Genomic DNA, 19,725 nt, shown 5'->3' with positions numbered 1-19,725 from the left:
GGGCACGCAGCCGACGAAGAACCACCGACTGACTTGCCGAGTCACTGACGAAGGGACTGCCGCGTGAGCGCGCCGCACCTCCTCGCCTCCGGCAGTGGAGACGAGTTCGAGGCACCGGGTCTCGAAATCTTCCACTGGGGCCCGCTGTTCCCTGACGGTCCCTCGTGGCTGCACTGGCTCACCAAGCCCACCCTGATCGTCGGGATCTGCGCGATCCTCGTGGTCGTCTTCGCCTGGCGCGCGTTCGCCGGCGCGAAGCTCGTGCCGCGGGGCGTCCAGAACGTCGGCGAGGTCGCCTACCTGTTCGTGCGCGACCAGGTCGCCCGGCCGATGCTCGGCAAGGACGGCGACCGGTGGATGCCGTTCCTGTTCTCCACCTTCTTCTTCATCCTGTTCATGAACTGGATGGGCGTCGTCCCGGTTCTCTACCTGCCGGTGAACTCGCACATCGCGTTCCCGATCGTGTTCGCGATCTGCGTGTACCTGATGATGCTGTTCCTCGGCATCAAGCACCAGGGCCTGGTCGGCTACTTCAAGAACATGATGTTCCCGCCCGGCCTGCCCAAGCCGCTGTACGTGATCCTCGCGCCGATCGAGCTGCTCTCGAACCTCATCCTGCGCCCGTTCACGCACTCGGTCCGACTGTTCGCGAACATGTTCGCCGGTCACCTCCTGCTCGCCTTCTTCGCCTCGGTCGCCTACTGGTTCCTGGTGGAGAAGCTCACGGTCCTGGGCGCCGGGGTCGGTGTCGTCGGCTTCCTGATGACGATCGTGATGACGGGTTTCGAGCTCTTCATCCAGGCCCTCCAGGCGTTCATCTTCACGCTGCTCGCCGCCAGCTACATCCAGAGCGGCCTGCACGCGGACCACTGACCTGAACCACACCCGCTACCAAGCAACCCTCCGGTGGGGCGGCCCCACCGGTCGAGTGAAAAGGAAAGAGCACATGCTCGCTGAAGCGCTTCCCGTCGTCGCCGAGGTCAAGGGCAACCTGGGCTCCGTTGCGTACGGTCTGGCCGCCATCGGCCCGGGCATCGGCGTGGGCATCATCTTCGGTCAGGGCGTGCAGGCCATCGCCCGCCAGCCGGAGCTGACCAACGTCATCCGCCAGAACATGCTGCTGGGCTTCGCGCTCACCGAGGCGCTGGCCCTCATCGGTTTCGTCGTGCCCTTCGTGCACAAGTAAGAACCGCCCTTCCAACCATCACTTTCGGAAGGTGGGAACAAGATGATTCTGGCGTCGGAGAACCCTCTGGTTCCAGAAGCCTCTGAGCTGATCTTCGGCACGATCGCGTTCTTCGTCGTGCTGTTCCTGGTCGGCTGGAAGCTGGTTCCGCAGATCCAGAAGACCCTCGCCGAGCGGACGGACGCCATCGAGGGCGGCCTCAAGCGCGCCGAGGCGGCGCAGGACGAGGCCAAGGAGACGCTGGAGCAGTACCGCGCCCAGCTCGCCGAGGCCCGCAAGGAGGCCGCCCGGCTGCGCGAGGAGGCTCGCGAGGAGGGCGCGCAGATCAAGGCCGAGATCACCGAGCAGGCGCAGGCCGAGGCCCGGCGGATCGTCGAGTCGGCGCACGCCCAGATCGAGGCCGACCGGCAGCAGGCGCTGCAGTCGCTGCGCACCGAGATCGGCACCCTGTCGGTCGAGCTGGCGGGCCGCGTCGTCGGCGAGTCCCTGGAGGACAGCGCCCGGCAGAGCCGCGTCGTCGACCGGTTCCTCGAGGAGCTCGAGGGGCGCGCGAGCACGCGGGAGCAGATCACATCATGACCATCACGGGAGCGGTGAGCAGGGCGTCGCTGGCGCAGGCCCAGGAGCGGCTGGAGGCGGTCATCCCGTCCGCCGACCTGGGACGGCTCGGCGCCGACCTGTTCGCGGTGCTGAACCTGCTCGACCGCGAGCACGGCCTGCGGCGGGCGGTCTCCGACCCGTCCCGGGACGGGGCGGACAAGGCGCAGCTCGTTCAGGTCCTGCTCGAGGGCAAGGTCTCGCCGGCCGCTCTCGGGCTGGTCGCCGACGTGGTGCGGCTGAAGTGGTCCCGGCCCTCGGAGCTGTCGGACGCGGTGGAGACCCTCGCGGTCACCGCCGAGGCCGCCCGCGCCGAGGCGGACGACCGGATCGACGACCTGGAGGACGAGCTGTTCCGGTTCTCCAGGGTGGTCGAGGGCGATCCCGCGCTGCGCGGGGCGCTGTCGTCGCCGGGCCTGCCGGACGAGCGCAAGACCGGCCTGCTGGACGCGCTGCTCTCCGGCAAGGTGACCGGCGCGACGCTCGAGCTGATCACCGAGCTTGTGCTGCGGCCCCGGGGACGTAGCCTGGAAGGTGGGCTGGCCGAGTACGGCAGGCTCGTCGCCAGGCGGCGGCAGCGGCTGGTCGCGCTGGTGCGCACGCCGGTGGACCTGTCGGCGGACCAGCGGAACCGGCTCGCCGCCGTGCTCGCCTCGGCCTACGGCCACCAAGTACACCTCAACATCGAACTCGACCCGAGCACGATCGGCGGCCTGTCGATCCAGATCGGGGACGAGATCATCGACGGCACGATCGCCGGACGGCTGGACGACGTCCGCCGGCGGCTCGCGAGCTGACGAGCGACGGCTCGCGCCGCTCGGCACGCACACACCCGCAGACGAGCCACCGACGAGCCACCTGAGCCCCAAGGGAGCAAGAGAGGAATCATGGCGGAGCTGACGATCCGTCCGGATGAGATCCGGAACGCGCTGGAGCGCTTCGTCCAGTCGTACGAGCCCGAGGCCGCCGCGCGCGAAGAGGTCGGCACCGTCGTCGATTCCGGCGACGGTATCGCCCACGTCGAGGGTCTGCCCTCCGCGATGGCCAACGAACTCCTGGAGTTCGAGGACGGCACGCGCGGTCTGGCTCTGAACCTGGACGTCCGCGAGATCGGCGCCATCGTTCTGGGTGACTTCAGCGACATCGAGGAGGGCCAGAAGGTCCGCCGCACCGGCGAGGTCCTGTCGGTGCCGGTCGGCGACGGCTTCCTCGGCCGTGTCGTGGACGCGCTGGGCAACCCGATCGACGGCAAGGGCCCGATCGAGTCGACCGAGCGCCGCGCGCTGGAGCTGCAGGCCCCGACCGTCGTGCAGCGGCAGTCGGTCAAGGAGCCGCTGCAGACCGGCATCAAGGCGATCGACGCGATGACGCCGATCGGCCGCGGCCAGCGACAGCTGATCATCGGTGACCGGCAGACCGGCAAGACGACGGTCTGCATCGACACCATCCTGAACCAGAAGGAAGCCTGGGAGTCGGGCGACGAGAGCAAGCAGGTCCGCTGCATCTACGTCGCCGTCGGCCAGAAGGGCTCGACGATCGCGAACGTGCGCCGCACCCTGGAGGAGGCGGGCGCGCTCGAGTACACCACGATCGTGGCGGCTCCGGCGTCCGAGCCGGCCGGGTACAAGTACATCGCGCCGTACACCGGTTCCGCGATCGGCCAGCACTGGATGTACCAGGGCAAGCACGTCCTGATCGTGTTCGACGACCTGTCGAAGCAGGCCGAGGCGTACCGCGCGGTGTCGCTGCTGCTGCGCCGCCCGCCGGGCCGCGAGGCGTACCCCGGTGACGTCTTCTACCTGCACTCGCGCCTGCTGGAGCGCTGCGCGAAGCTGTCGGACGACATGGGCGCGGGCTCGATGACCGGTCTGCCGATCATCGAGACCAAGGGCAACGACGTGTCGGCGTTCATCCCGACGAACGTCATCTCCATCACCGACGGCCAGTGCTTCCTGGAGACCGACCTGTTCAACCAGGGCGTCCGGCCCGCGGTGAACGTCGGTATCTCGGTCTCCCGCGTCGGCGGCTCCGCCCAGATCAAGGGCATGCGGAAGGTCGCGGGCACGCTGCGCCTGGCCCTGTCGCAGTACCGCGACCTGGAGGCGTTCGCGGCGTTCGCGTCCGACCTGGACGCGGCGTCCCGCGCCCAGCTGGAGCGCGGCGCGCGCCTGGTCGAGCTGCTGAAGCAGCCGCAGGGTTCGCCGTACCCGGTGGAGAAGCAGGTCGTCTCGGTGTGGGCGGGCACGTCCGGCGAGCTGGACGACGTGCCGGTGGAGGACATCCGCCGGTTCGAGGCCGAGTTCCTCGACCACGTCGAGCGCCAGCACGGCGGGCTGCTCACCGCGATCCGCGAGACGGGCCAGCTGTCCGACGACGCCCTGACCACCCTGAAGGACGCCATCACGGAGTTCAAGAAGGGCTTCGAGACGAGTTCGGGCGGCCTGCTCGGCGACGAGTCCGCCGAGCCGATCGCGGACGAGGCCGTCGAGCAGGAGACGATCAAGCGCGTCAAGAAGGGCTGACGTCATGGCCCAGATCCGTCAACTGCGGCAGCAGATCCGGTCGGTGAAGTCCACCGCGAAGATCACGCGCGCGCAGGAGATGATCGCGACGTCGCGCATCGTGAAGGCGCAGGCGGCGGTGGCGGCGTCCAAGCCGTACGCCGACCAGATCGTCCGCGCCCTCACCGCGCTCGTCAGCCACAACGTGGGCATCGACCACCCGCTGCTCAACGAGCAGCCGGAGGACGCGCGCACGGCGGTGCTGATCATCACCAGCGACCGCGGGTTCGCGGGCGGCTACAACGCCAACGTGATCCGCGAGGCCGAGTCCCTGATCGCCAAGCTGCGGGCCGAGGGCAAGCGCCCCGTCCCGTACGTGGTCGGCAACAAGGGTGTCACCTGGTACCGCTTCCGCGACCGGGAGATGGGCGAGCAGTGGACCGGGTTCAGCGACCGCCCGACGTTCCCGGACGCCGAGGAGGTCGGGCGGCGGCTGGCGGCGGACTTCCTGAAGACCGACGCCGAGGGCGGGGTCGGTGAGATCCACGTGGTCTACACCGAGTTCGTCTCGATGCTGACGCAGACGGTCCAGGTCCGCCGGCTGATCCCGCTGGAGATCGAGGACGCCACGGCCGCGGACGGCGCCGGCACGCCGCCGGCGTACGAGTTCGAGCCGACCGCGGGCGACGTCCTGGACCTGCTGCTGCCGAACTACATCGAGAGCCGCATCTTCCACATGATGCTGCAGTCGGCCGCGTCCGAGCACGCCGCCCGGCGGCGCGCGATGAAGTCGGCGACCGACAATGCCAACGAACTGATCGGTGTCTACACGCGCCAGATGAACCAGGCGCGGCAGGCGGCGATCACCCAGGAAATCAGCGAGATCGTCGGTGGCGCTGACGCGCTCGCCGATTCTGGCGGGGAGTGAGAGAGTGACCGCACAGGTAGAGGAGACGGCGACGGCCACCGGCCGCGTCGCCCGGGTCATCGGCCCGGTCGTCGACGTGGAGTTCCCCGCCGACGCCATCCCCGGCATCAACAACGCGCTGCACGCCGAGATCACCCTCGGCGGCGAGGCCAAGACCCTGACCTTCGAGGTCGCCCAGCAGCTGGGCGACAACATGGTCCGGGCCATCTCGATGCAGCCGACCGACGGCCTGACCCGCGGCGCGGCCGTCGTCGACACCGGCGCGGCGATCTCCGTGCCGGTCGGCGACGTGACCAAGGGCCACGTGTGGAACGCCCTGGGCGAGACCCTGGACGTCCCGACCGCGTCGCTGGAGATCAACGAGCGCTGGGCGATCCACCGCAAGCCCCCGGCGTTCGACCAGCTCGAGTCGCGGACCGAGATGCTGGAGACCGGCATCAAGGTCATCGACCTGCTGTCCCCGTACGTCAAGGGCGGCAAGATCGGCCTGTTCGGCGGCGCGGGTGTGGGCAAGACCGTCCTCATCCAGGAGATGATCCGCCGCGTCGCGCGCAACTTCGGCGGCACCTCGGTGTTCGCCGGCGTCGGCGAGCGCACCCGCGAGGGCAACGACCTCTGGGTGGAGATGGAGGAGGCGGACGTCCTCAAGGACACCGCCCTCGTCTTCGGCCAGATGGACGAGCCGCCGGGCACCCGCATGCGGGTCGCGCTGTCGGGCCTGACCATGGCGGAGTACTTCCGGGACGTCCAGAAGCAGGACGTGATGTTGTTCATCGACAACATCTTCCGCTTCACCCAGGCCGGTTCCGAGGTGTCCACGCTGCTCGGCCGCATGCCGTCCGCGGTGGGCTACCAGCCCACGCTGGCGGACGAGATGGGCGAGCTGCAGGAGCGCATCACCTCGACCCGCGGTCACTCGATCACCTCGATGCAGGCGATCTACGTCCCCGCGGACGACATCACCGACCCGGCGCCGCACACCACGTTCGCGCACCTCGACGCGCGGACCGTGCTCTCCCGCGGCATCTCCGAGAAGGGCATCTTCCCGGCGGTGGACCCGCTGGACTCGTCCTCCCGGATCATGGACCCGCAGATCCTGGGCCAGGAGCACTACTCCGTGGCGCAGGAGGTCATCCGGATCCTGCAGAAGTACAAGGAACTCCAGGACATCATCGCGATCCTCGGCATCGACGAGCTGTCGGAGGAGGACAAGGTCACCGTCCAGCGGGCGCGGCGCATCGAGCGCTTCCTGTCGCACCCGATGTACGTGGCCGAGCAGTTCACCGGCCAGCCCGGTGTCACCGTGCCGAAGGACGAGACGATCGCCTCGTTCAAGGCGCTCTGCGAGGGCAAGTACGACCACATCCCCGAGCAGGCGTTCTTCATGTGCGGCGGCATCGAGGACGTCGAGAAGAAGGCCAAGGAGCTGGAGAAGTAGTCCGCTCCGCCGGGCCGCGCCCCCCTCACATGGGCGCGGCCCGGCGGTCCGCTCCAGTTTTCGGAGGAATGATTCGTGGCAACCCTGAAGGTCGGGCTGGTCTCACCGGAGCGTGAGGTCTGGTCCGGCGAGGCCAAGATGGTGGTCGCGCAGACCATCGAGGGCCAGCTCGGCATCATGCCGGGCCACGCCCCGGTGCTGGGCGTCCTGCTGGACGGCAGCGTGGTGAAGATCGAGCCCGCCGACGGCGGGGAGTGGATCAGCGCCATGGTCGGCAGCGGGTTCTTCTCGATCGCGGACGACGAGGTGTCGGTCCTCGCGGAGCAGGCCGAGCTGGGCGCCGAGGTGGACGTCGCGGACGCCCGCCGGGCGCTGGACGAGGCGCTCACCGCGGCGGGGGCGGACGACGGCACGGCGGAGCGGCGGGCCCGGGCCCGGCTGCGCGCGGCGGGTTCGGAAGCCTAGCCGACGGCGTTGGGCGGACACCTGGCTCTGGACGCGGGCACGGTGCTCGCCGCCGTCGTCCTGCTGGTCGCGCTGGTGTTCGGCGTGCTCACGGTGCGGCGCTGGCTGTTCGTGCGCGCGGGCGGCACCGTGGAGTGCTCGCTGCGCGAGCTGCGGGCGGACGGGTCGTCCGGGCCGTGGCGGCTCGGCTTCGGCCGGTACAAGGGCGACGTGCTCCAGTGGCACCGCGTGTTCGGTTTCCGGCGCAGGCCCCGGCAGGTGATCCACCGCCGGGGCCTCGTCGTCGCCGGACGGCGCGTCCCGGCGGGCGATGAGGCGGCGGGCCTGCTGCCGGACGTGACGGTCGTCGAGGTCCGGGACGGCGGCCGGCGGCTGGAGCTGGCGATGGGCGCGGCGGCGCTGACGGGTTTCCTGGCGTGGCTGGAGGCCGCGCCGCCCGGGTCGCCGGTGGATCCTCCGGGGGATCCCGGCGACGAATCCTGACCGATTCGGTCGGAGTTATCTCAGGTTGGCCAAATCCGGCGGCGACACTTGTCGTAGCTGTCCGGTTTCGTCCATGATCTTGCCACCCCTGTTCGTCCCCCCACGGGAGTTCATGTGCGCAAGCTCGCCATCGGCGCTGCCGCGGCGCTCACCGCCACCACCCTGTCGGTGCCGTCCGCCCATGCGGCCCAGTCCTCGCCGGACCTCGCGAAGCTGGTGACCGTCAAGGACATCAAGCGGCATCTGGAGAACCTCCAGACCATCGCCGACTACAACGGCGGCAACCGCGCCGCGGGCCAGGCCGGCTTCACGGTCTCGACCAGGTACGTGGTCAGCCAGCTGAAGAAGGCCGGGTTCGAGCCGACCGTCCAGAACTTCGACTTCGACTACTTCCAGGAGCGGTCCCCGGCGGTGTTCGGCCAGGTCGCGCCGGACAAGGTCGACTACAAGACCGGCGCGGACTTCTCCACCTACCAGTACTCCGGCAGCGGCGACGTGACCGCGGGCGCCGCCGCGGTGGACACCCCGGCCGCGAACACCGACGGCGACTCCGGCTGCCAGGCCGGGGACTTCGCGTCCTTCCCGAAGGGCTCCATCGCGCTGATCCAGCGCGGCGGCTGCGACTTCGCGCTCAAGGCGTCCAACGCCAAGGCGGCGGGCGCGGTCGCGGTGGTGATCTACCAGAAGCCCACCGTCGAGGACGGCCCGGTCGGCGGCACCCTGGGCGGCCCGACCACCCTCCCGGTCGTCGGCCCGACCTACAAGGTCGGCTCGGAGCTGGTGAAGCTGGCGAACGCGGGCGGCCTCAAGCTGCACATCAAGACCGACACGCTGAACGAGAAGCGCAAGGCGAACAACGTCATCGCCGAGACCGGGCACGGCCGCAGTGACAACGTCGTGGTCGTCGGCGCGCACCTGGACAGCGTGGACGCGGGCCCCGGCATCAACGACAACGGCTCGGGCACCTCGACCCTCCTGGCCATCGCCCAGAAGGTGAACAAGCTGGGCAAGAAGGGCCTGAAGAACAAGATCCGGTTCGCCTGGTGGGGCGCCGAGGAGGAGGGCCTGCTCGGCTCCGAGCACTACGTCGCCTCGCTCTCGGCCGCGCAGAAGTCGAAGATCGCGCTGAACCTGAACTTCGACATGACCGCGTCCCCGAACGGCGTCCGCGGCGTCTACAACGGCTCGGACCCGACGGCCCCGCACGGCTCGGCCGCGATCCAGAAGATCTTCAACGACTACTACGCCAAGCGGAAGCTGCCGACCGTCCCGAGCGAGTTCAACGGGCGCTCCGACTACGGGCCGTTCCTGGAGGCTGGCATCCCGGCCGGCGGCATCGACACCGGCGCGGAGGGCATCAAGACCGCCGCCGAGGCGAAGCTCTTCGGCGGCCAGGCGGGCAAGCCCTACGACGCCTGCTACCACGCCAAGTGCGACCGCATCACCAACATCAACTGGGGTCTGCTCGACACCAACGCCGACGGCGTCGCCTTCGCCGTCCAGACCTTCGCCAAGTCCACCCTGCCGGTGAACGGCGAGGCCCTCAGCGCGGGCCGGTCCTACGCCAAGCCCGCGCCGACCGCCCCGCTGTACCGCGGCAGCCACCTGGTGCGCTGATCACGCGCCAGAGACGTCCGGGCCCGGCACAGAGCGTCCCTGTGCCGGGCCTCGCCGTTGCTAGGCGGGGGCGAGGGTGAGGTCGCCGGTGTCGGTGTGGGCGTCGACCGTGTGGGACGCGCCGGGCGCCGTCGGGATCGTCACGCGGGTCTTACCGGTGTTGGTGTCGGCGGTGACCGCGTAGCGCTGCGCGGACGGCAGCAGGATCTTCACCTGTCCGGTGTTGGCGCGGGCGGTCAGGGACGCCGGGGCGGTGCCGAAGGTCAGGCGGACGCTGCCGGTGTCGGTGCGGGCGCTGAACCGCGCGGACGCGGCCGGCCGCAGCTCGGTGCCGGTGACGGACCCGGTGTTGGTGCGGGCGGTGACGGCGCCCGTGAGGCCCGTCAGGGAGATGCCGCCGGTGTCGGTGCGGACCTCGGCGGCGAGGGCGCGCGGCACGGTGACCCGGTAGTCCACCTCGCACGTGTGGCCGGTGAGGGAGAACGAGTTGGGGCACGAGTAGGTCGCTTCGAGCGTCCCGTTCGTGACCTGGTGGCGGACGTTCGGACGGCCGTTCTCGGTGAACCGCAGGCGCTCGGTGACGGTGACGGCGGAGACGTCCGCGCCGACGACCTCCACGCTTCCGGTGCGGCCGGTGACCTTCAGGCCGGTCAGCCGGTCGGACACGGTGTAGGTGCGCTGCTCCTTCTTGGCGTCGGCCGTGCCGATCCCGACGCCGCAGGCGGAGAGCGGGACCACGGCCAGCAGCGCGGCGGTGGCGGGCAGGATCTTCACGGACAGGCTCATGTGGGGCGTCTCTCGGTCGTCTCAGGCGGAACATCTAGATCCTCCCGAGCGCGACCGCGCGGCACCAGGTGGGGGACTACCGAACCGGGGGTGGAGTTAACCCCACCCCCGACGCCGGATCAGCGCGCCACCGAGCCTCTGCCGGCGCTCTCCGACGAGCTTCTGCCAGCGCTCTCCGACGAGCCTCTGCCGGCGCTCTCCGACGAGCCTCTGTCAGCGCTCGCCGCCGGGCTTCCAGAGCACGTCGCCGTGCTCGGCGTTCGCGACCCGGCACAGGATGAACAGCAGGTCGGAGAGGCGGTTGAGGTACTTGGCCGTGAGCGGGTTGACGCCGTTCTCGGCCGCGTCCTCGACGGGCTCGCCCGACTCGTCCAGAGGCGCGGAGCCGTGCGCCTCGATCGCGGCCCAGGCGGTGCGCTCCGCGCGGCGGGTGACGGTGCGGGCGACGTGCAGCAGCGCCGCTCCGGGCGTTCCGCCGGGGAGGATGAAGCTGCGCAGCGGGGCGAGGTCGGCGTTGAACAGGTCGCAGACCGCCTCCAGGTGCTCGACGTAGGACGCCTTCACGCGCAGCGGCGGGTACTCGGGCGAGCGCACGACGGGCGCGCACAGGTCGGCGCCGACGTCGAACAGGTCGTTCTGGACGCGGGTGAGCGCGGCGACGACGTCCTCGCGGAGCCCGCCCAGGGTGACGGCGACGCCGATCGCGGCGTTCGCCTCGTCCACGTCGGCGTAGGCGGCCAGGCGGGGGTCGGTCTTGCTCGTCCGGGACATGTCGCCGAGCGCGGTGGTGCCGTCGTCGCCCGTCCGGGTGTAGATGCGCGACAGCACGACGGGGGTCTCCCTGTTCTTCGCCATGCCGCCGAGCCTATCCAGCGGGGCCCCGAGTCTGGTTCTGTAGGTTCTCACTTACCTGCCTGGTCTGACCCCCTGTGCGCGGAGGCGGCTGTGACGTACGACCACATCATCGTCGGTGCCGGAAGCGCGGGCTGCGTGCTCGCCCGCCGGCTGAGCGAGGACCCCGGGACGCGGGTGCTGCTGCTGGAGGCGGGGCCGCCGGACGACGCCGTGGAGATCCACGTCCCGGCCGCGGTGGCGTCCCTGATCAAGGGGCCGTACGACTGGGACTACGGCACCGTCCCGCAGGAGCACGCGGCCGGACGCAGCGTGTACTGGCCGCGCGGACGGACGCTCGGCGGCTCCTCGTCCACCAACGCGATGATCTACATTCGCGGGCACCGGTACGACTACGACACCTGGCGCGACTCCTACGGGTGCGAGGGCTGGGGGTACGCCGACCTGCTGCCCTACTTCCGGCGGGCCGAGGACCAGGCGCGCGGCGAGTCGGAGTACCACGGCGTCGGCGGGCCGCTGCACGTCGAGGACCGGCGGTACACGCACAGGCTGTCGCACGCCTGGGTGAAGTCGGCGAAGGCGGCCGGGCTCGCGGAGAACCGCGACTTCAACGGCGCGGAGCCGGACGGCGTCGGGTACTACCAGGTCACGCACAAGCAGGGCCGGCGCTGGTCCACGGCGGTCGGGTACCTGCATCCCGTCGAGGACCGCCCGAACCTGACCGTGGTGACGGACGCGCTGGTCACCGGCGTCGTCATCGAGGGCGGACGGGCCGTCGGCGTGACCTACGAGGCGCGCGGCGAGACCGTGACGGCGCGCGCCGAGGGCGAGGTCGTGCTGTCGGGCGGCGCGGTGAACAGCCCGCAGCTGCTCATGCTCTCGGGTATCGGCCCGGCCGACCACCTGCGCGAGCACGGCATCGACGTGGTCGTGGACGCGCCGGTCGGCCGGGGACTCCAGGACCACCCGTTCGTGAACGTCATGTTCGCCACGCCGCGCGTCAAGGGCCTGTGGGAGCTGCCGAGCCCGCTGACGTTCGCGCAGTGGCGGGCGTTCGGGCGCGGGCCCTACGCGTCCAACGTGGCGGAGTGCGGCGGGTTCGTCCGGACCGTGGACGGCCTGCCCGCGCCGGACCTCCAGTACCACGTGCTGCCGGTGCCGTTCATCGACCAGGGCCTCGTCGAGCCGACGCAGCGGCTGCTGTCGGTGATGGTGACGGCCGTCGCGATCGAGAGCCGCGGCGCGCTGACCCTGCGGTCGGCGTCCCCGCACGCCAAGCCGCTGATCGACCCGGCCTACCTGGCGGCGAAGTCCGATCTGGACATCCTGGTCGCCGGGGTGCGGCAGGCGCGCGAGATCGCGGCGACCGGACCGCTGGCGTCGCTGGTCGCGGGCGAGTACGCGCCCGGCGAGCAGGCCGTGTCGGACGAGGACGTCGCCGCGTTCGTCCGGCGCGAGGTCGCGACGCTCTTCCACCCGACCAGCACGTGCGCGATGGGCGGGGACGGTGCGGTGTGTGACACGGAGCTGCGCGTGCGCGGCGTCGAGGGCCTGCGGGTGGTGGACGCGTCGGTCATGCCGTCCGTGCCGCGCGGCAACACCAACGCCCCGACGATCGCGATCGCGGAACGGGCCGCCGACCTCATCCGAGGCCGCGACCCGCTCCCTCCCGCGACGGTGTGAGCCGCGGCGAAAGCGAGCGGCAGCAGGAATGAGAGCGGCAAAGGGAAAGGCCCTTGCCGGCTGGCAAGGGCCTTGTCTCGCTGCGACAGCCTTCCGGTCTCCCGGGCTTCGGCGGTCGCCTGGTCGCGCGCGTCACCGCCGGCGCGCCTTCTCCTTGGCCTTGGCCGCACGCCGCGCGGCCCTGGCCTCCGAGCGACGGGCGGATACGCGCTGCTGAGCGATTCCCTGGGCGAACGAGTGGTGGTACATGGTGCCTGGCTCCCTTTTCGGTCCGTCGGCCGGGTTCCCTGCCGACACCTAAAGGTTCGTCCTAAGACCCCACCCGGCACATGGGGACGACGCCTTATTCGCAGGCCCTAAGCACGTCCTAGTACGCAGCGCGTATTATCCATCGGAGCCTTGGCCGTGAGTTCCTGCGGGCGTTCGGTCCCGCCGGGGCTCCAGGCCGTCCCTGACGAGGCGGAGGAGGCGGCGGGCGGCGTCCGGGTCTCCGGTCGTCATCGCGCCGCCGCTGACCAGCGCGAGCAGGTCGATGACGGTGATGTCGTCCCGGAGCGTCCCGACCCGGCGTGCTCGGGCGGCGAGCACCTCGGCGGTCTCATTCAGCGTGGCGTGCCACTCGTGGAAGAGGGCCGAGCGGCGTCCGTCCGGCGTCTCGGTGATCGCCATGGCGAGGTCGCGCTTGGTCGCGACGTGGCCGACGAAGTCGTCCAGCCACAGGTAGAGCGCCTCGTCCGGCGAGGCGGAGGCCAGTTCCGCGCCGCGCCGCCGGAGGGCCTCGACCTCGTCGGCGTAGACCGCGATGAGCAGGTCCTCCCGGGTCGGGAAGTTCCGGTACAGGGTCGCGTTGCCGACTCCGGCGCGCTTGGCGATCTCGTCGAGCGGGACGTCCGGGCCGCGCTCGGCGAACAGTTCCCCGGCCGCGGCGAGCAGCAGCGCGGCGTTGCGCGCGGCGTCGGCGCGCGGACGGCGTGGAGGCATCGGTCACGACCCCTTGCAGATCGGAAGCGTCCTCCGTAGCGTAGCCCAATAAGTGGGGAACTCCCCGTTTAAGGAGCGCGCTATGGCACTGACACCGGACGACCGCACGGCGATCACCGACCTGATCTCCCTGCACGGCCAGCTCACCGACGACGGCGAACTCGACCGCATGCACGAGGTCTTCACCGAGGACGTCGTCTACGACGTCTCGGACGTGGGGTTCGGCGAACTCCACGGCCTCGCCGCCTTCCGCGACGCCGCCGAACGGCTCGGCGACGGCAACCCGGTCGGGCACCACGTCACCAACGTCGTCCTCAGCGAAGTGGACGACGACGAGGTGCACGTCCGCTCGAAGGCCATCGCCGTCCACGCCGACGGCAGCGCGGGCAGCGCCGTCTACCGGGACGTCGTGAAGCGCGGCCCGCACGGCTGGCGCATCACCCGCCGCACCATCCTCGCGCGTCGCAAGCCCCTCGGTCGCTAGGGGATCTCCAGCATGGGGACGAGGAAGCGGCGGGCGAGCGAGGCCAGCTGCTCCTCGTCGTCCAGGTCCACCAGCTCGCTCGGGATCGCCAGGAAGGACGCCGAGACGCGGACCATCATCTCGGCGACGAGGTCGGCGTCCACCTCGTCCGGCACGTTGCCCGCGCGCTGCTCCTGCCGGAGCTGCCCCGCGACGAACCGCCGGACGGTCGCGACGGTCCGCCCGCCGTCGTTGACCATCGACGGGACGAGCAGGTCCGGCTCGGTCTCCATCAGCCCGCCGATGAGCGGGTTGCCGCGGATGGCGCGCAGCGCGCTCGTGAACCCGAGCACGACCCGGTCGGCCGCGGTCCGCGCCTCCCGGATGTCGATCAGGAACCGGTCGAAGTAGCGGCGGAACTCCTGCCGGACGACCTGCTCGACCAGCGCGTCCTTGGTGGCGAAGCGGCGGTACACGGTGATCCGCGAGACGCCCGCCCGCCGCGCCACGTCCTCCATGGTCGAGCGCTGGATGCCCATCCGGCAGAACTGGTCGTGGGCCGCTCGGAGGATGCGCGCGCGGGTCTCGTCGGTGTCGTCCACGCCCTCGACGGCGTCGGTGTAGGCGCGTTCGAGCAGCGACTCCCGCCCCGGGCCGGGTGGGTGCGGTGCGGGTTCCATGGGTCCTCCCGGCCTCCGATTCTGCCCCACCGCCGCCGGATCCGGGCCTTGCCGCCGCCGTGCCGGTGTGCTCTCATGTCCGAGAGGCGATGATACGCAGATGCTCATTCTGCTTCATCGTATCAACCCACTGCTCGGGGGACCGAGGAGGAACGCAGGATGGACAGACCCAGCAGGCGGAACGTGCTGGTCACGGGCGGGGCGCTGGGCGCGGCCGGCGCGCTGGGCCTCGCGGCGCCCGCGCGGGCGGGCACGCCCTGGACCTGGTCGCCGAAGGGCTCGGTCGCGGGCGCCGGAGCGGGCGACGACCCCCGGTGGGTGTGGGACCCGGAGGCCGACACGCTCGTCGCCTCCCTGCTCGACCGGGGTGACGTCCCGAAGGTGAACGACCTGCTCCGGACGTGGACCAAGAACGGCCAGCCGCTGCCGAGCGGCCTCCCGTCCGACCTGCGCGACTTCGTGGAGAAGGCGCGGCGGCTGCCGTCCTGGACGGACCAGGGCAAGCTCGCCGACGCGGTGGACTTCAACGAGAAGCGTGGGCTCTACCTCGGCGTCACCTACGGCTTCGCGAGCGGCATGATGAGCACGGCCATCCCGCACGAGGCGCGCGCGGTCTACTACTCCAAGGGCGGCGCGGACATGCGCGACCGCATCACCAAGACCGCCAAGCTCGGCTACGACGTCGGATCGTCCAACGCCTTCAAGCCCGACGGCGAGATGATCGTCACCTGCGTCAAGACGCGCCTCGCGCACGCCGGCGTCCGCCACCTGCTGCCGCAGTCCCCGTACTGGACCAAGGTCGCGGACGAGAAGATCCCGATCAGCCAGCGCGACATGATGGTCACCTGGCACAGCCTCCCCACGACCGTCATGCGCGAGCTGGTCAAGTGGAAGGTCCCGATCGACCCGGCCGAGTCGGCGGGCTTCCTGCACTCCTGGCAGGTCACCGCGCACCTGCTCGGCATCCGGGACGAGTACATCCCGTCCTCCTGGGACGAGGCGAACGCGCAGGCCGACCAGGTCCTCGGCCCGGTGATCGCGCCGACGCCCGAGGGCGTCAAGCTCGCCGACATCCTGCTCAACCTCGGCTCGTCCCTCGACGGCGGCCTGCTCACCAAGCCGATCCTCGGCTCGCTGACCCGCTACGTCCTGGGCGACCAGATCGCCGGCTGGCTGAACATCCCGAAGGACCCGTTCTGGTACCCGCTGTTCGACACCTGCTGGGAGCCGTTCATCGCGATCCGCGAAGGGCTCCTCTCGAAGGAGAAGGCCCCCGGCGCCCTCCAGAAGGCCTACTGGGCCTTCGACGAGGTCCTCCGCCTGAGCGCCCTCCTCTACCTCTCCGGCGGCAAGCTCCCCATCAGCATCCAGATCCCCACGACCAACAACCCCAACTACTGACCGTCCGCTGAGGCCCCCTCAGACCGGGGCCCTCGGCCCTGCCCGCCGGACGTCAGGGCGGTGACGGCGGCGCGCAGGGCCGGACGGAGGTCGTCGGGGGAGGCGTCCTCGCCCATGAGCATGCGGTGGAGCTGCGGCATGGCCAGCGGCCAGCTGACCAGGGCCAGGACGTAGAGGGCGAACGCGCGCGGCTCCACGACCGGGTCCGCCGCCGCCAGCGCCGCGGCCTTGTCCTGGTAGTGCGCGGCCCGCTCCCGCTCGTTCGGGACGGGCTCGTCGCCCGCCTCCAGCGCCTCCCACATGAGCAGCCGCAGCGTCTCGGGGTGGGCGCGGTTGTACTCGTAGAGGCGTTCGGCGTAGGCGGCGGGGTCGCCGCCGTCTGGCGGGACGGCTTCGGCGACCTCGGTCATCAGCTGCTCGATCACGGCCGTGAACAGTGCCTTCTTGTCGCCGAAGTACTCGTAGATGGCGCGCTTGTTGGCCTTCGCCCGGGCCGCGACCCGGTCCACCCGCGCGCCCGCGACCCCGTGCTCGGCGAACTCGGCGGTGGCCGCCTTGAGAATGCGTTCCCTGGTCGCGGCGGAGTCGTAGGCCATGCGCCCATCCTAACGAACCAGTTCGTTTGACCGTCCGGCCTCGGCATGCCTACGATCCGAACCAACTAGTTCGTTCGTTAGGAGTCCTCGTGACCGAGACCCTGGACGCGCCGCTATCGGTGCGTCCGCTTCTGTTCCCCGCGATGGCGGTGTGCGCGGGCGCCGCCGTCGCCAACGTCTACCTCGCGCAACCCCTGCTCGGCCTGATCGCGGACGGGCTCGGGACCGGCTCGTCCGGCGCCGGGGCCGTGGTCACCTGCGCGCAGTTCGGGTATGCGGCGGGAATTCTGCTGCTCGTCCCGCTCGGGGACGTGCGGCGGCGGAGACCGCTGCTGACCGTCCTGGTCTGCGGGACGGTGCTGGGCCTGCTCGCGGCCGCCGCCGCGCCCGGCCTCGCGCCCCTTGCCGCCGCAGCCGCGCTCGTCGGCGGCCTGACCGTCGTCCCGCAGGTGCTCGTGCCCCTCGCCGCCGAACTCGCACCGCCCGAGCGGCGCGCGTCGGTCGTCGCCGGCGTCCAGATCGGGCTGATGACCGGGATCATCGGCTCCCGCGTCGTCGGCGGCGCGGTGGGCGAGCTGCTGGGCTGGCGCGCGGTCTACCTGCTCGCGGCGCTGCTGACCGCGCTGGCCGGAGCCGCGACCATCGCGCTCCTGCCGGACGAGCCGCGCCGCCCGGCCGTCCCGTACCGGAACCTGCTGCGTTCGCTACCCGGCCTGCTCCGGACGGAGCCCGTCCTGCGGCAGGCGTGCCTGCTGCACGGTGCGCTGTTCGCCGCCTACACCGCCACGTGGACGACGCTCGTCCTCGTCCTCACACGCGGCTACGGCTATGGGACCGCCTCAGCAGGCCTTTTCGGCCTGCTCGGACTCGCCGCCTCGTTCGCCTCACCTTGGGCCGGACGGGTGATCGACCGCCGCGGCGCGCGGCCGGTCCTGCTCGCCGCGTTCGCGCTGATGCTGCTGTCCGCCGCCTGCTACGCGCTGGGCGGTCGCGTCCTCGCGTTCATGGTCGCGGGCATCGTCCTCGCCAACATCGCCGTCCAGTGGGGGCAGATCGCCAACCAGGCCCGCGTCTTCGCCGCCCTCCCCGCCGCCCGCAGCCGCGCGAACACCGTCTACATGGTCGCGGTCTTCCTCGCGGGCGCGGCTGGCGCCGCCGCCGCGAGCGCCTGCTACGGCACCTTGGGCTGGACCGGCGCCTGCGTCCTGCAAGCGCTGCTGGTCCTCGCCGGCGCGCTCGTTCTGCCCTTCGCCTTCGCAACCGACCGAGCTCTCACGACCGAGGAGTCCCGATGACCTTCCCCGCCATGCCCGCTTCCGTCCTGGAGTTCTTCGCCGCCTCGCAGCGCGGCGACGCCGCCGCCTGGGCCGCGACCTTCGCCGAGGACGGCGTGTTCCACGACCCGGTAGGCCAGCCCCCGATCGTCGGCCGCGACGCCGTGCACGCGTTCATCGGGTCCGTCCTGCCCAATTTCGACCCGTTCCTCGGCCTGACCCCGGTCGAGGCCCACACCGTCGGAAACTCCGTCGCCGTCTCCTGGCGCGGCGCGGCAGTGTCCAAAGATGGCCGCCCAGTGAACTGGTCCGGCATCAACATCTACGACCTGAACGCCGACGGCCTCATCAAAGAAGCCCGCGCCTACTTCAACCACGCCGTCTTCGCCGCCCAACTCACCGGCTGAGTTCCTGCAAGGCCGACCGCCCCGATCCACGCCCGGGGGCGGTCGGCTCCGCCGTAGCCTGAAGGCATCAGCGCAGTACGCGGCCACGGCAGGTGGGCACATGCTGGACGATCTGGCAGACAGGAGCACCGGGGAACGCGTCAAGCTCCTGCGCGAACGCAAAGGCCTGTCGCGTCCCACGCTCGCCGGGCTGGTGGGCAAGTCGGCCGAATGGCTCAAGGGCATCGAAACAGGACGCCGCCTGCCTCCGCGCCTCCCCACATTGGTGAGGCTGGGCGAGGCGCTGGGCGTGGCCGACGTCGCGGTGCTCGCCGGAACGGACCTGAACCTCGGGGACGGCGCGTCCATCCCGATCGCGTCGTTCGGCCGCATCCCGCACGAGGCGATCCCCGCCATCCGGGACGCCGTGCGCGACCCGATGCTCACCGTCCCCGAAACCCGGGTGGACGTGGCCGCGCTGAGGGACAGGGCCGCGCACGCCTGGAGGCTGTGGCACGGCTCGTCCACCCACCGCACCGACGTGGGACGGGTCCTGCCCGGCCTGATACGTGACGCCCGCCACGCGGTGCGACTGACCGAGGGAGCGGAACGGCGCGCCGCGAACGCCGCGCTCGCGGACGTCTACGCGCTCGCCCAGCACGAGTTGGTCTGGGCGGCCGAGCCCGAACTGGTCTGGGTGGTCGCCGACCGCAGCGTCACCGCGGCGCACGAGGCGGACCGTCCCCTGGCGCTCGCCGGGGCCGCCTGGACGCTGGCGATCGTGCAACGCTCCACCGGCGACCTGGAGGGCGCGGTGGCCCTCGCGGTCCGTGCGACCGAACTACTCAGACCCCGCCTGGAAGGTGGCACAGACGACGAGCGGGCGATGTTCGGCGCGCTCCATCTCCACGCCGCGACCACCAGCGCCCGTGCCGGACGCGAAGGCGACGCGATGCGCTTCCTCGACGAAGGCCGCGCCACCGCCGACCGCCTCCCCTCCGGCTACCACCATCCGTGGACGCAGTTCGGCGCGTCCAACGTGGCCGTCCACGCGGTGTCCGTGGCCACCGACCTCGCCAAGGCGTCCACGGCCCGCGAGCTGGCGTTGAGGATCGACCCGTCCTCGATCCCGAGCCGCGAACGCCGCGCCCGCCTGATGGTGGAGATCGCCCGCTCCTACCACCAGCGCCGCGACTACGCCGCCACGCTCGACTGGCTGGAACGCGCCTACCCGGTGTGCCACGACTCCGTGCACTATTCGCCCACAGCCCGCCAGATGGCCTCCGACGCCGTGGACCACGGCGGCCCCATGACCGACCGCCGAGCCCGCACCTTCGCCACCCTCCTCGGTCTTCCCGCCTGACAGGGTGCACTCCGCACCCGAAACCCGGCGGGTACACAGCGCACC

Annotated in this window: 21 protein-coding genes; 16 read left to right on the top strand and 5 right to left on the bottom strand. The window is 71.1% G+C overall.

What is annotated here, in order from left to right; translation table 11 throughout:
• Positions 1 to 63 precede the first annotated feature (63 nt).
• The 10 genes from atpB (at position 64) to ACFPCY_RS38315 (ending at position 9,215) form a co-directional block, all read left to right on the top strand.
• Positions 64 to 873 carry a F0F1 ATP synthase subunit A gene (gene atpB, locus ACFPCY_RS38360; protein ID WP_378263911.1) on the top strand — a complete coding sequence of 270 codons (810 nt, stop codon included), beginning with the start codon at positions 64 to 66 and terminating at the stop codon, positions 871 to 873.
• Between the two features lie 73 nt (positions 874 to 946).
• Positions 947 to 1,186 (top strand): ATP synthase F0 subunit C, encoded by a 240-nt coding sequence (atpE, locus tag ACFPCY_RS38355; RefSeq protein WP_253870564.1) that lies wholly within the window; start codon positions 947 to 949, stop codon positions 1,184 to 1,186.
• Between the two features lie 42 nt (positions 1,187 to 1,228).
• On the top strand, positions 1,229 to 1,765 hold the full coding sequence (locus tag ACFPCY_RS38350) for a F0F1 ATP synthase subunit B (protein ID WP_378263909.1): 537 nt from the start codon (positions 1,229 to 1,231) through the stop codon (positions 1,763 to 1,765).
• A complete protein-coding gene (locus ACFPCY_RS38345) occupies positions 1,762 to 2,580 on the top strand; it encodes a F0F1 ATP synthase subunit delta (protein ID WP_378263907.1) in 819 nt (272 codons plus the stop codon). The genes ACFPCY_RS38350 and ACFPCY_RS38345 overlap by 4 nt, the downstream gene beginning before the upstream one ends.
• A 90-nt stretch (positions 2,581 to 2,670) precedes the next feature.
• On the top strand, positions 2,671 to 4,305 hold the full coding sequence (atpA, locus tag ACFPCY_RS38340) for a F0F1 ATP synthase subunit alpha (protein ID WP_378263905.1): 1,635 nt from the start codon (positions 2,671 to 2,673) through the stop codon (positions 4,303 to 4,305).
• Positions 4,306 to 4,309: 4 nt separating this feature from the next.
• The gene (locus ACFPCY_RS38335) at positions 4,310 to 5,212 is read left to right on the top strand and encodes a F0F1 ATP synthase subunit gamma (protein WP_378263903.1); all 903 of its coding nucleotides are present in this window, start codon (positions 4,310 to 4,312) and stop codon (positions 5,210 to 5,212) included.
• 4 nt (positions 5,213 to 5,216) lie between these two features.
• Complete coding sequence (gene atpD, locus ACFPCY_RS38330; RefSeq protein WP_378263901.1) at positions 5,217 to 6,650, top strand: F0F1 ATP synthase subunit beta; 1,434 nt, start codon at positions 5,217 to 5,219, stop codon at positions 6,648 to 6,650.
• A 75-nt stretch (positions 6,651 to 6,725) separates the two neighbouring features.
• On the top strand, positions 6,726 to 7,115 hold the full coding sequence (locus ACFPCY_RS38325) for a F0F1 ATP synthase subunit epsilon (RefSeq protein WP_378263899.1): 390 nt from the start codon (positions 6,726 to 6,728) through the stop codon (positions 7,113 to 7,115).
• Positions 7,116 to 7,124: 9 nt separating this feature from the next.
• On the top strand, positions 7,125 to 7,598 hold the full coding sequence (locus ACFPCY_RS38320; protein ID WP_378263897.1) for a DUF2550 domain-containing protein: 474 nt from the start codon (positions 7,125 to 7,127) through the stop codon (positions 7,596 to 7,598).
• A 114-nt stretch (positions 7,599 to 7,712) separates the two neighbouring features.
• Complete coding sequence (locus ACFPCY_RS38315; protein WP_378263895.1) at positions 7,713 to 9,215, top strand: M28 family peptidase; 1,503 nt, start codon at positions 7,713 to 7,715, stop codon at positions 9,213 to 9,215.
• A 60-nt stretch (positions 9,216 to 9,275) separates the two neighbouring features.
• Here ACFPCY_RS38315 and ACFPCY_RS38310 read toward each other — a convergent pair whose 3' ends face one another.
• Both ACFPCY_RS38310 and ACFPCY_RS38305 read right to left on the bottom strand, forming a co-directional pair.
• Positions 9,276 to 10,001: a DUF4097 family beta strand repeat-containing protein gene (locus ACFPCY_RS38310; RefSeq protein WP_378263893.1), complete on the bottom strand. Its 726-nt coding sequence runs from the start codon at positions 9,999 to 10,001 to the stop codon at positions 9,276 to 9,278.
• A gap of 213 nt (positions 10,002 to 10,214) precedes the next feature.
• Entirely contained in the window at positions 10,215 to 10,856 is a 642-nt protein-coding gene (locus tag ACFPCY_RS38305) for a cob(I)yrinic acid a,c-diamide adenosyltransferase (RefSeq protein ID WP_378263891.1), read from the bottom strand.
• Positions 10,857 to 10,946: 90 nt separating this feature from the next.
• Between ACFPCY_RS38305 and ACFPCY_RS38300 the strand changes: the two genes are divergently transcribed.
• The gene (locus tag ACFPCY_RS38300; RefSeq protein WP_378263889.1) at positions 10,947 to 12,536 is read left to right on the top strand and encodes a GMC family oxidoreductase; all 1,590 of its coding nucleotides are present in this window, start codon (positions 10,947 to 10,949) and stop codon (positions 12,534 to 12,536) included.
• Positions 12,537 to 12,920: 384 nt separating this feature from the next.
• On the opposite strand, the gene ACFPCY_RS38295 is transcribed toward ACFPCY_RS38300, so the two are convergent.
• The gene (locus tag ACFPCY_RS38295; RefSeq protein WP_378263887.1) at positions 12,921 to 13,517 is read right to left on the bottom strand and encodes a TetR/AcrR family transcriptional regulator; all 597 of its coding nucleotides are present in this window, start codon (positions 13,515 to 13,517) and stop codon (positions 12,921 to 12,923) included.
• An 82-nt stretch (positions 13,518 to 13,599) separates the two neighbouring features.
• Here ACFPCY_RS38295 and ACFPCY_RS38290 point away from each other — a divergent pair, with 82 nt between their 5' ends.
• Positions 13,600 to 14,001, top strand: a complete 402-nt coding sequence (locus tag ACFPCY_RS38290) for a nuclear transport factor 2 family protein (RefSeq protein WP_378263885.1) — start codon at positions 13,600 to 13,602, stop codon at positions 13,999 to 14,001.
• Here the strand turns inward: ACFPCY_RS38290 and ACFPCY_RS38285 are convergent.
• On the bottom strand, positions 13,998 to 14,660 hold the full coding sequence (locus ACFPCY_RS38285) for a TetR/AcrR family transcriptional regulator (RefSeq protein WP_378263883.1): 663 nt from the start codon (positions 14,658 to 14,660) through the stop codon (positions 13,998 to 14,000). The two genes, ACFPCY_RS38290 and ACFPCY_RS38285, sit on opposite strands and share 4 nt — an antisense overlap.
• Before the next feature lie 159 nt (positions 14,661 to 14,819).
• Here ACFPCY_RS38285 and ACFPCY_RS38280 point away from each other — a divergent pair, with 159 nt between their 5' ends.
• Entirely contained in the window at positions 14,820 to 16,061 is a 1,242-nt protein-coding gene (locus ACFPCY_RS38280; RefSeq protein ID WP_378263881.1) for an oxygenase MpaB family protein, read from the top strand.
• On the opposite strand, the gene ACFPCY_RS38275 is transcribed toward ACFPCY_RS38280, so the two are convergent.
• On the bottom strand, positions 16,055 to 16,657 hold the full coding sequence (locus ACFPCY_RS38275; protein WP_378263879.1) for a TetR/AcrR family transcriptional regulator: 603 nt from the start codon (positions 16,655 to 16,657) through the stop codon (positions 16,055 to 16,057). The genes ACFPCY_RS38280 and ACFPCY_RS38275 overlap by 7 nt on opposite strands.
• Before the next feature lie 89 nt (positions 16,658 to 16,746).
• Here ACFPCY_RS38275 and ACFPCY_RS38270 point away from each other — a divergent pair, with 89 nt between their 5' ends.
• From ACFPCY_RS38270 to ACFPCY_RS38260, 3 genes are all read left to right on the top strand, one after another.
• A complete protein-coding gene (locus tag ACFPCY_RS38270; protein ID WP_378263877.1) occupies positions 16,747 to 17,952 on the top strand; it encodes an MFS transporter in 1,206 nt (401 codons plus the stop codon).
• Positions 17,949 to 18,338: a nuclear transport factor 2 family protein gene (locus ACFPCY_RS38265; protein ID WP_378263875.1), complete on the top strand. Its 390-nt coding sequence runs from the start codon at positions 17,949 to 17,951 to the stop codon at positions 18,336 to 18,338. The genes ACFPCY_RS38270 and ACFPCY_RS38265 overlap by 4 nt, the downstream gene beginning before the upstream one ends.
• 100 nt (positions 18,339 to 18,438) lie before the next feature.
• Positions 18,439 to 19,680 (top strand): helix-turn-helix domain-containing protein, encoded by a 1,242-nt coding sequence (locus tag ACFPCY_RS38260; RefSeq protein ID WP_378263873.1) that lies wholly within the window; start codon positions 18,439 to 18,441, stop codon positions 19,678 to 19,680.
• Positions 19,681 to 19,725 lie beyond the last annotated feature (45 nt).

Origin of the sequence: Actinomadura gamaensis, assembly GCF_042652125.1 — a bacterium.
Lineage (GTDB): Bacteria > Actinomycetota > Actinomycetes > Streptosporangiales > Streptosporangiaceae > Spirillospora > Spirillospora gamaensis.
Note: the sequence above shows the minus strand (reverse complement) of the source record. Positions and strands in the feature narration are given on the sequence as shown.

Bases quoted from the DNA above. Each gene is read 5' to 3' on its own strand.
- atpE (WP_253870564.1), top strand. From the start codon at position 947: ATGCTCGCTGAAGCGCTTCCCGTCGTCGCCGAGGTCAAGGGCAACCTG.
- ACFPCY_RS38350 (WP_378263909.1), top strand. From the start codon at position 1,229: ATGATTCTGGCGTCGGAGAACCCTCTGGTTCCAGAAGCCTCTGAGCTG.
- ACFPCY_RS38345 (WP_378263907.1), top strand. From the start codon at position 1,762: ATGACCATCACGGGAGCGGTGAGCAGGGCGTCGCTGGCGCAGGCCCAG.
- atpA (WP_378263905.1), top strand. From the start codon at position 2,671: ATGGCGGAGCTGACGATCCGTCCGGATGAGATCCGGAACGCGCTGGAG.
- ACFPCY_RS38335 (WP_378263903.1), top strand. From the start codon at position 4,310: ATGGCCCAGATCCGTCAACTGCGGCAGCAGATCCGGTCGGTGAAGTCC.
- ACFPCY_RS38310 (WP_378263893.1), bottom strand. From the start codon at position 10,001: ATGAGCCTGTCCGTGAAGATCCTGCCCGCCACCGCCGCGCTGCTGGCC.
- ACFPCY_RS38305 (WP_378263891.1), bottom strand. From the start codon at position 10,856: ATGGCGAAGAACAGGGAGACCCCCGTCGTGCTGTCGCGCATCTACACC.
- ACFPCY_RS38295 (WP_378263887.1), bottom strand. From the start codon at position 13,517: ATGCCTCCACGCCGTCCGCGCGCCGACGCCGCGCGCAACGCCGCGCTG.
- ACFPCY_RS38290 (WP_378263885.1), top strand. From the start codon at position 13,600: ATGGCACTGACACCGGACGACCGCACGGCGATCACCGACCTGATCTCC.
- ACFPCY_RS38285 (WP_378263883.1), bottom strand. From the start codon at position 14,660: ATGGAACCCGCACCGCACCCACCCGGCCCGGGGCGGGAGTCGCTGCTC.
- ACFPCY_RS38280 (WP_378263881.1), top strand. From the start codon at position 14,820: ATGGACAGACCCAGCAGGCGGAACGTGCTGGTCACGGGCGGGGCGCTG.
- ACFPCY_RS38275 (WP_378263879.1), bottom strand. From the start codon at position 16,657: ATGGCCTACGACTCCGCCGCGACCAGGGAACGCATTCTCAAGGCGGCC.
- ACFPCY_RS38265 (WP_378263875.1), top strand. From the start codon at position 17,949: ATGACCTTCCCCGCCATGCCCGCTTCCGTCCTGGAGTTCTTCGCCGCC.
- ACFPCY_RS38260 (WP_378263873.1), top strand. From the start codon at position 18,439: ATGCTGGACGATCTGGCAGACAGGAGCACCGGGGAACGCGTCAAGCTC.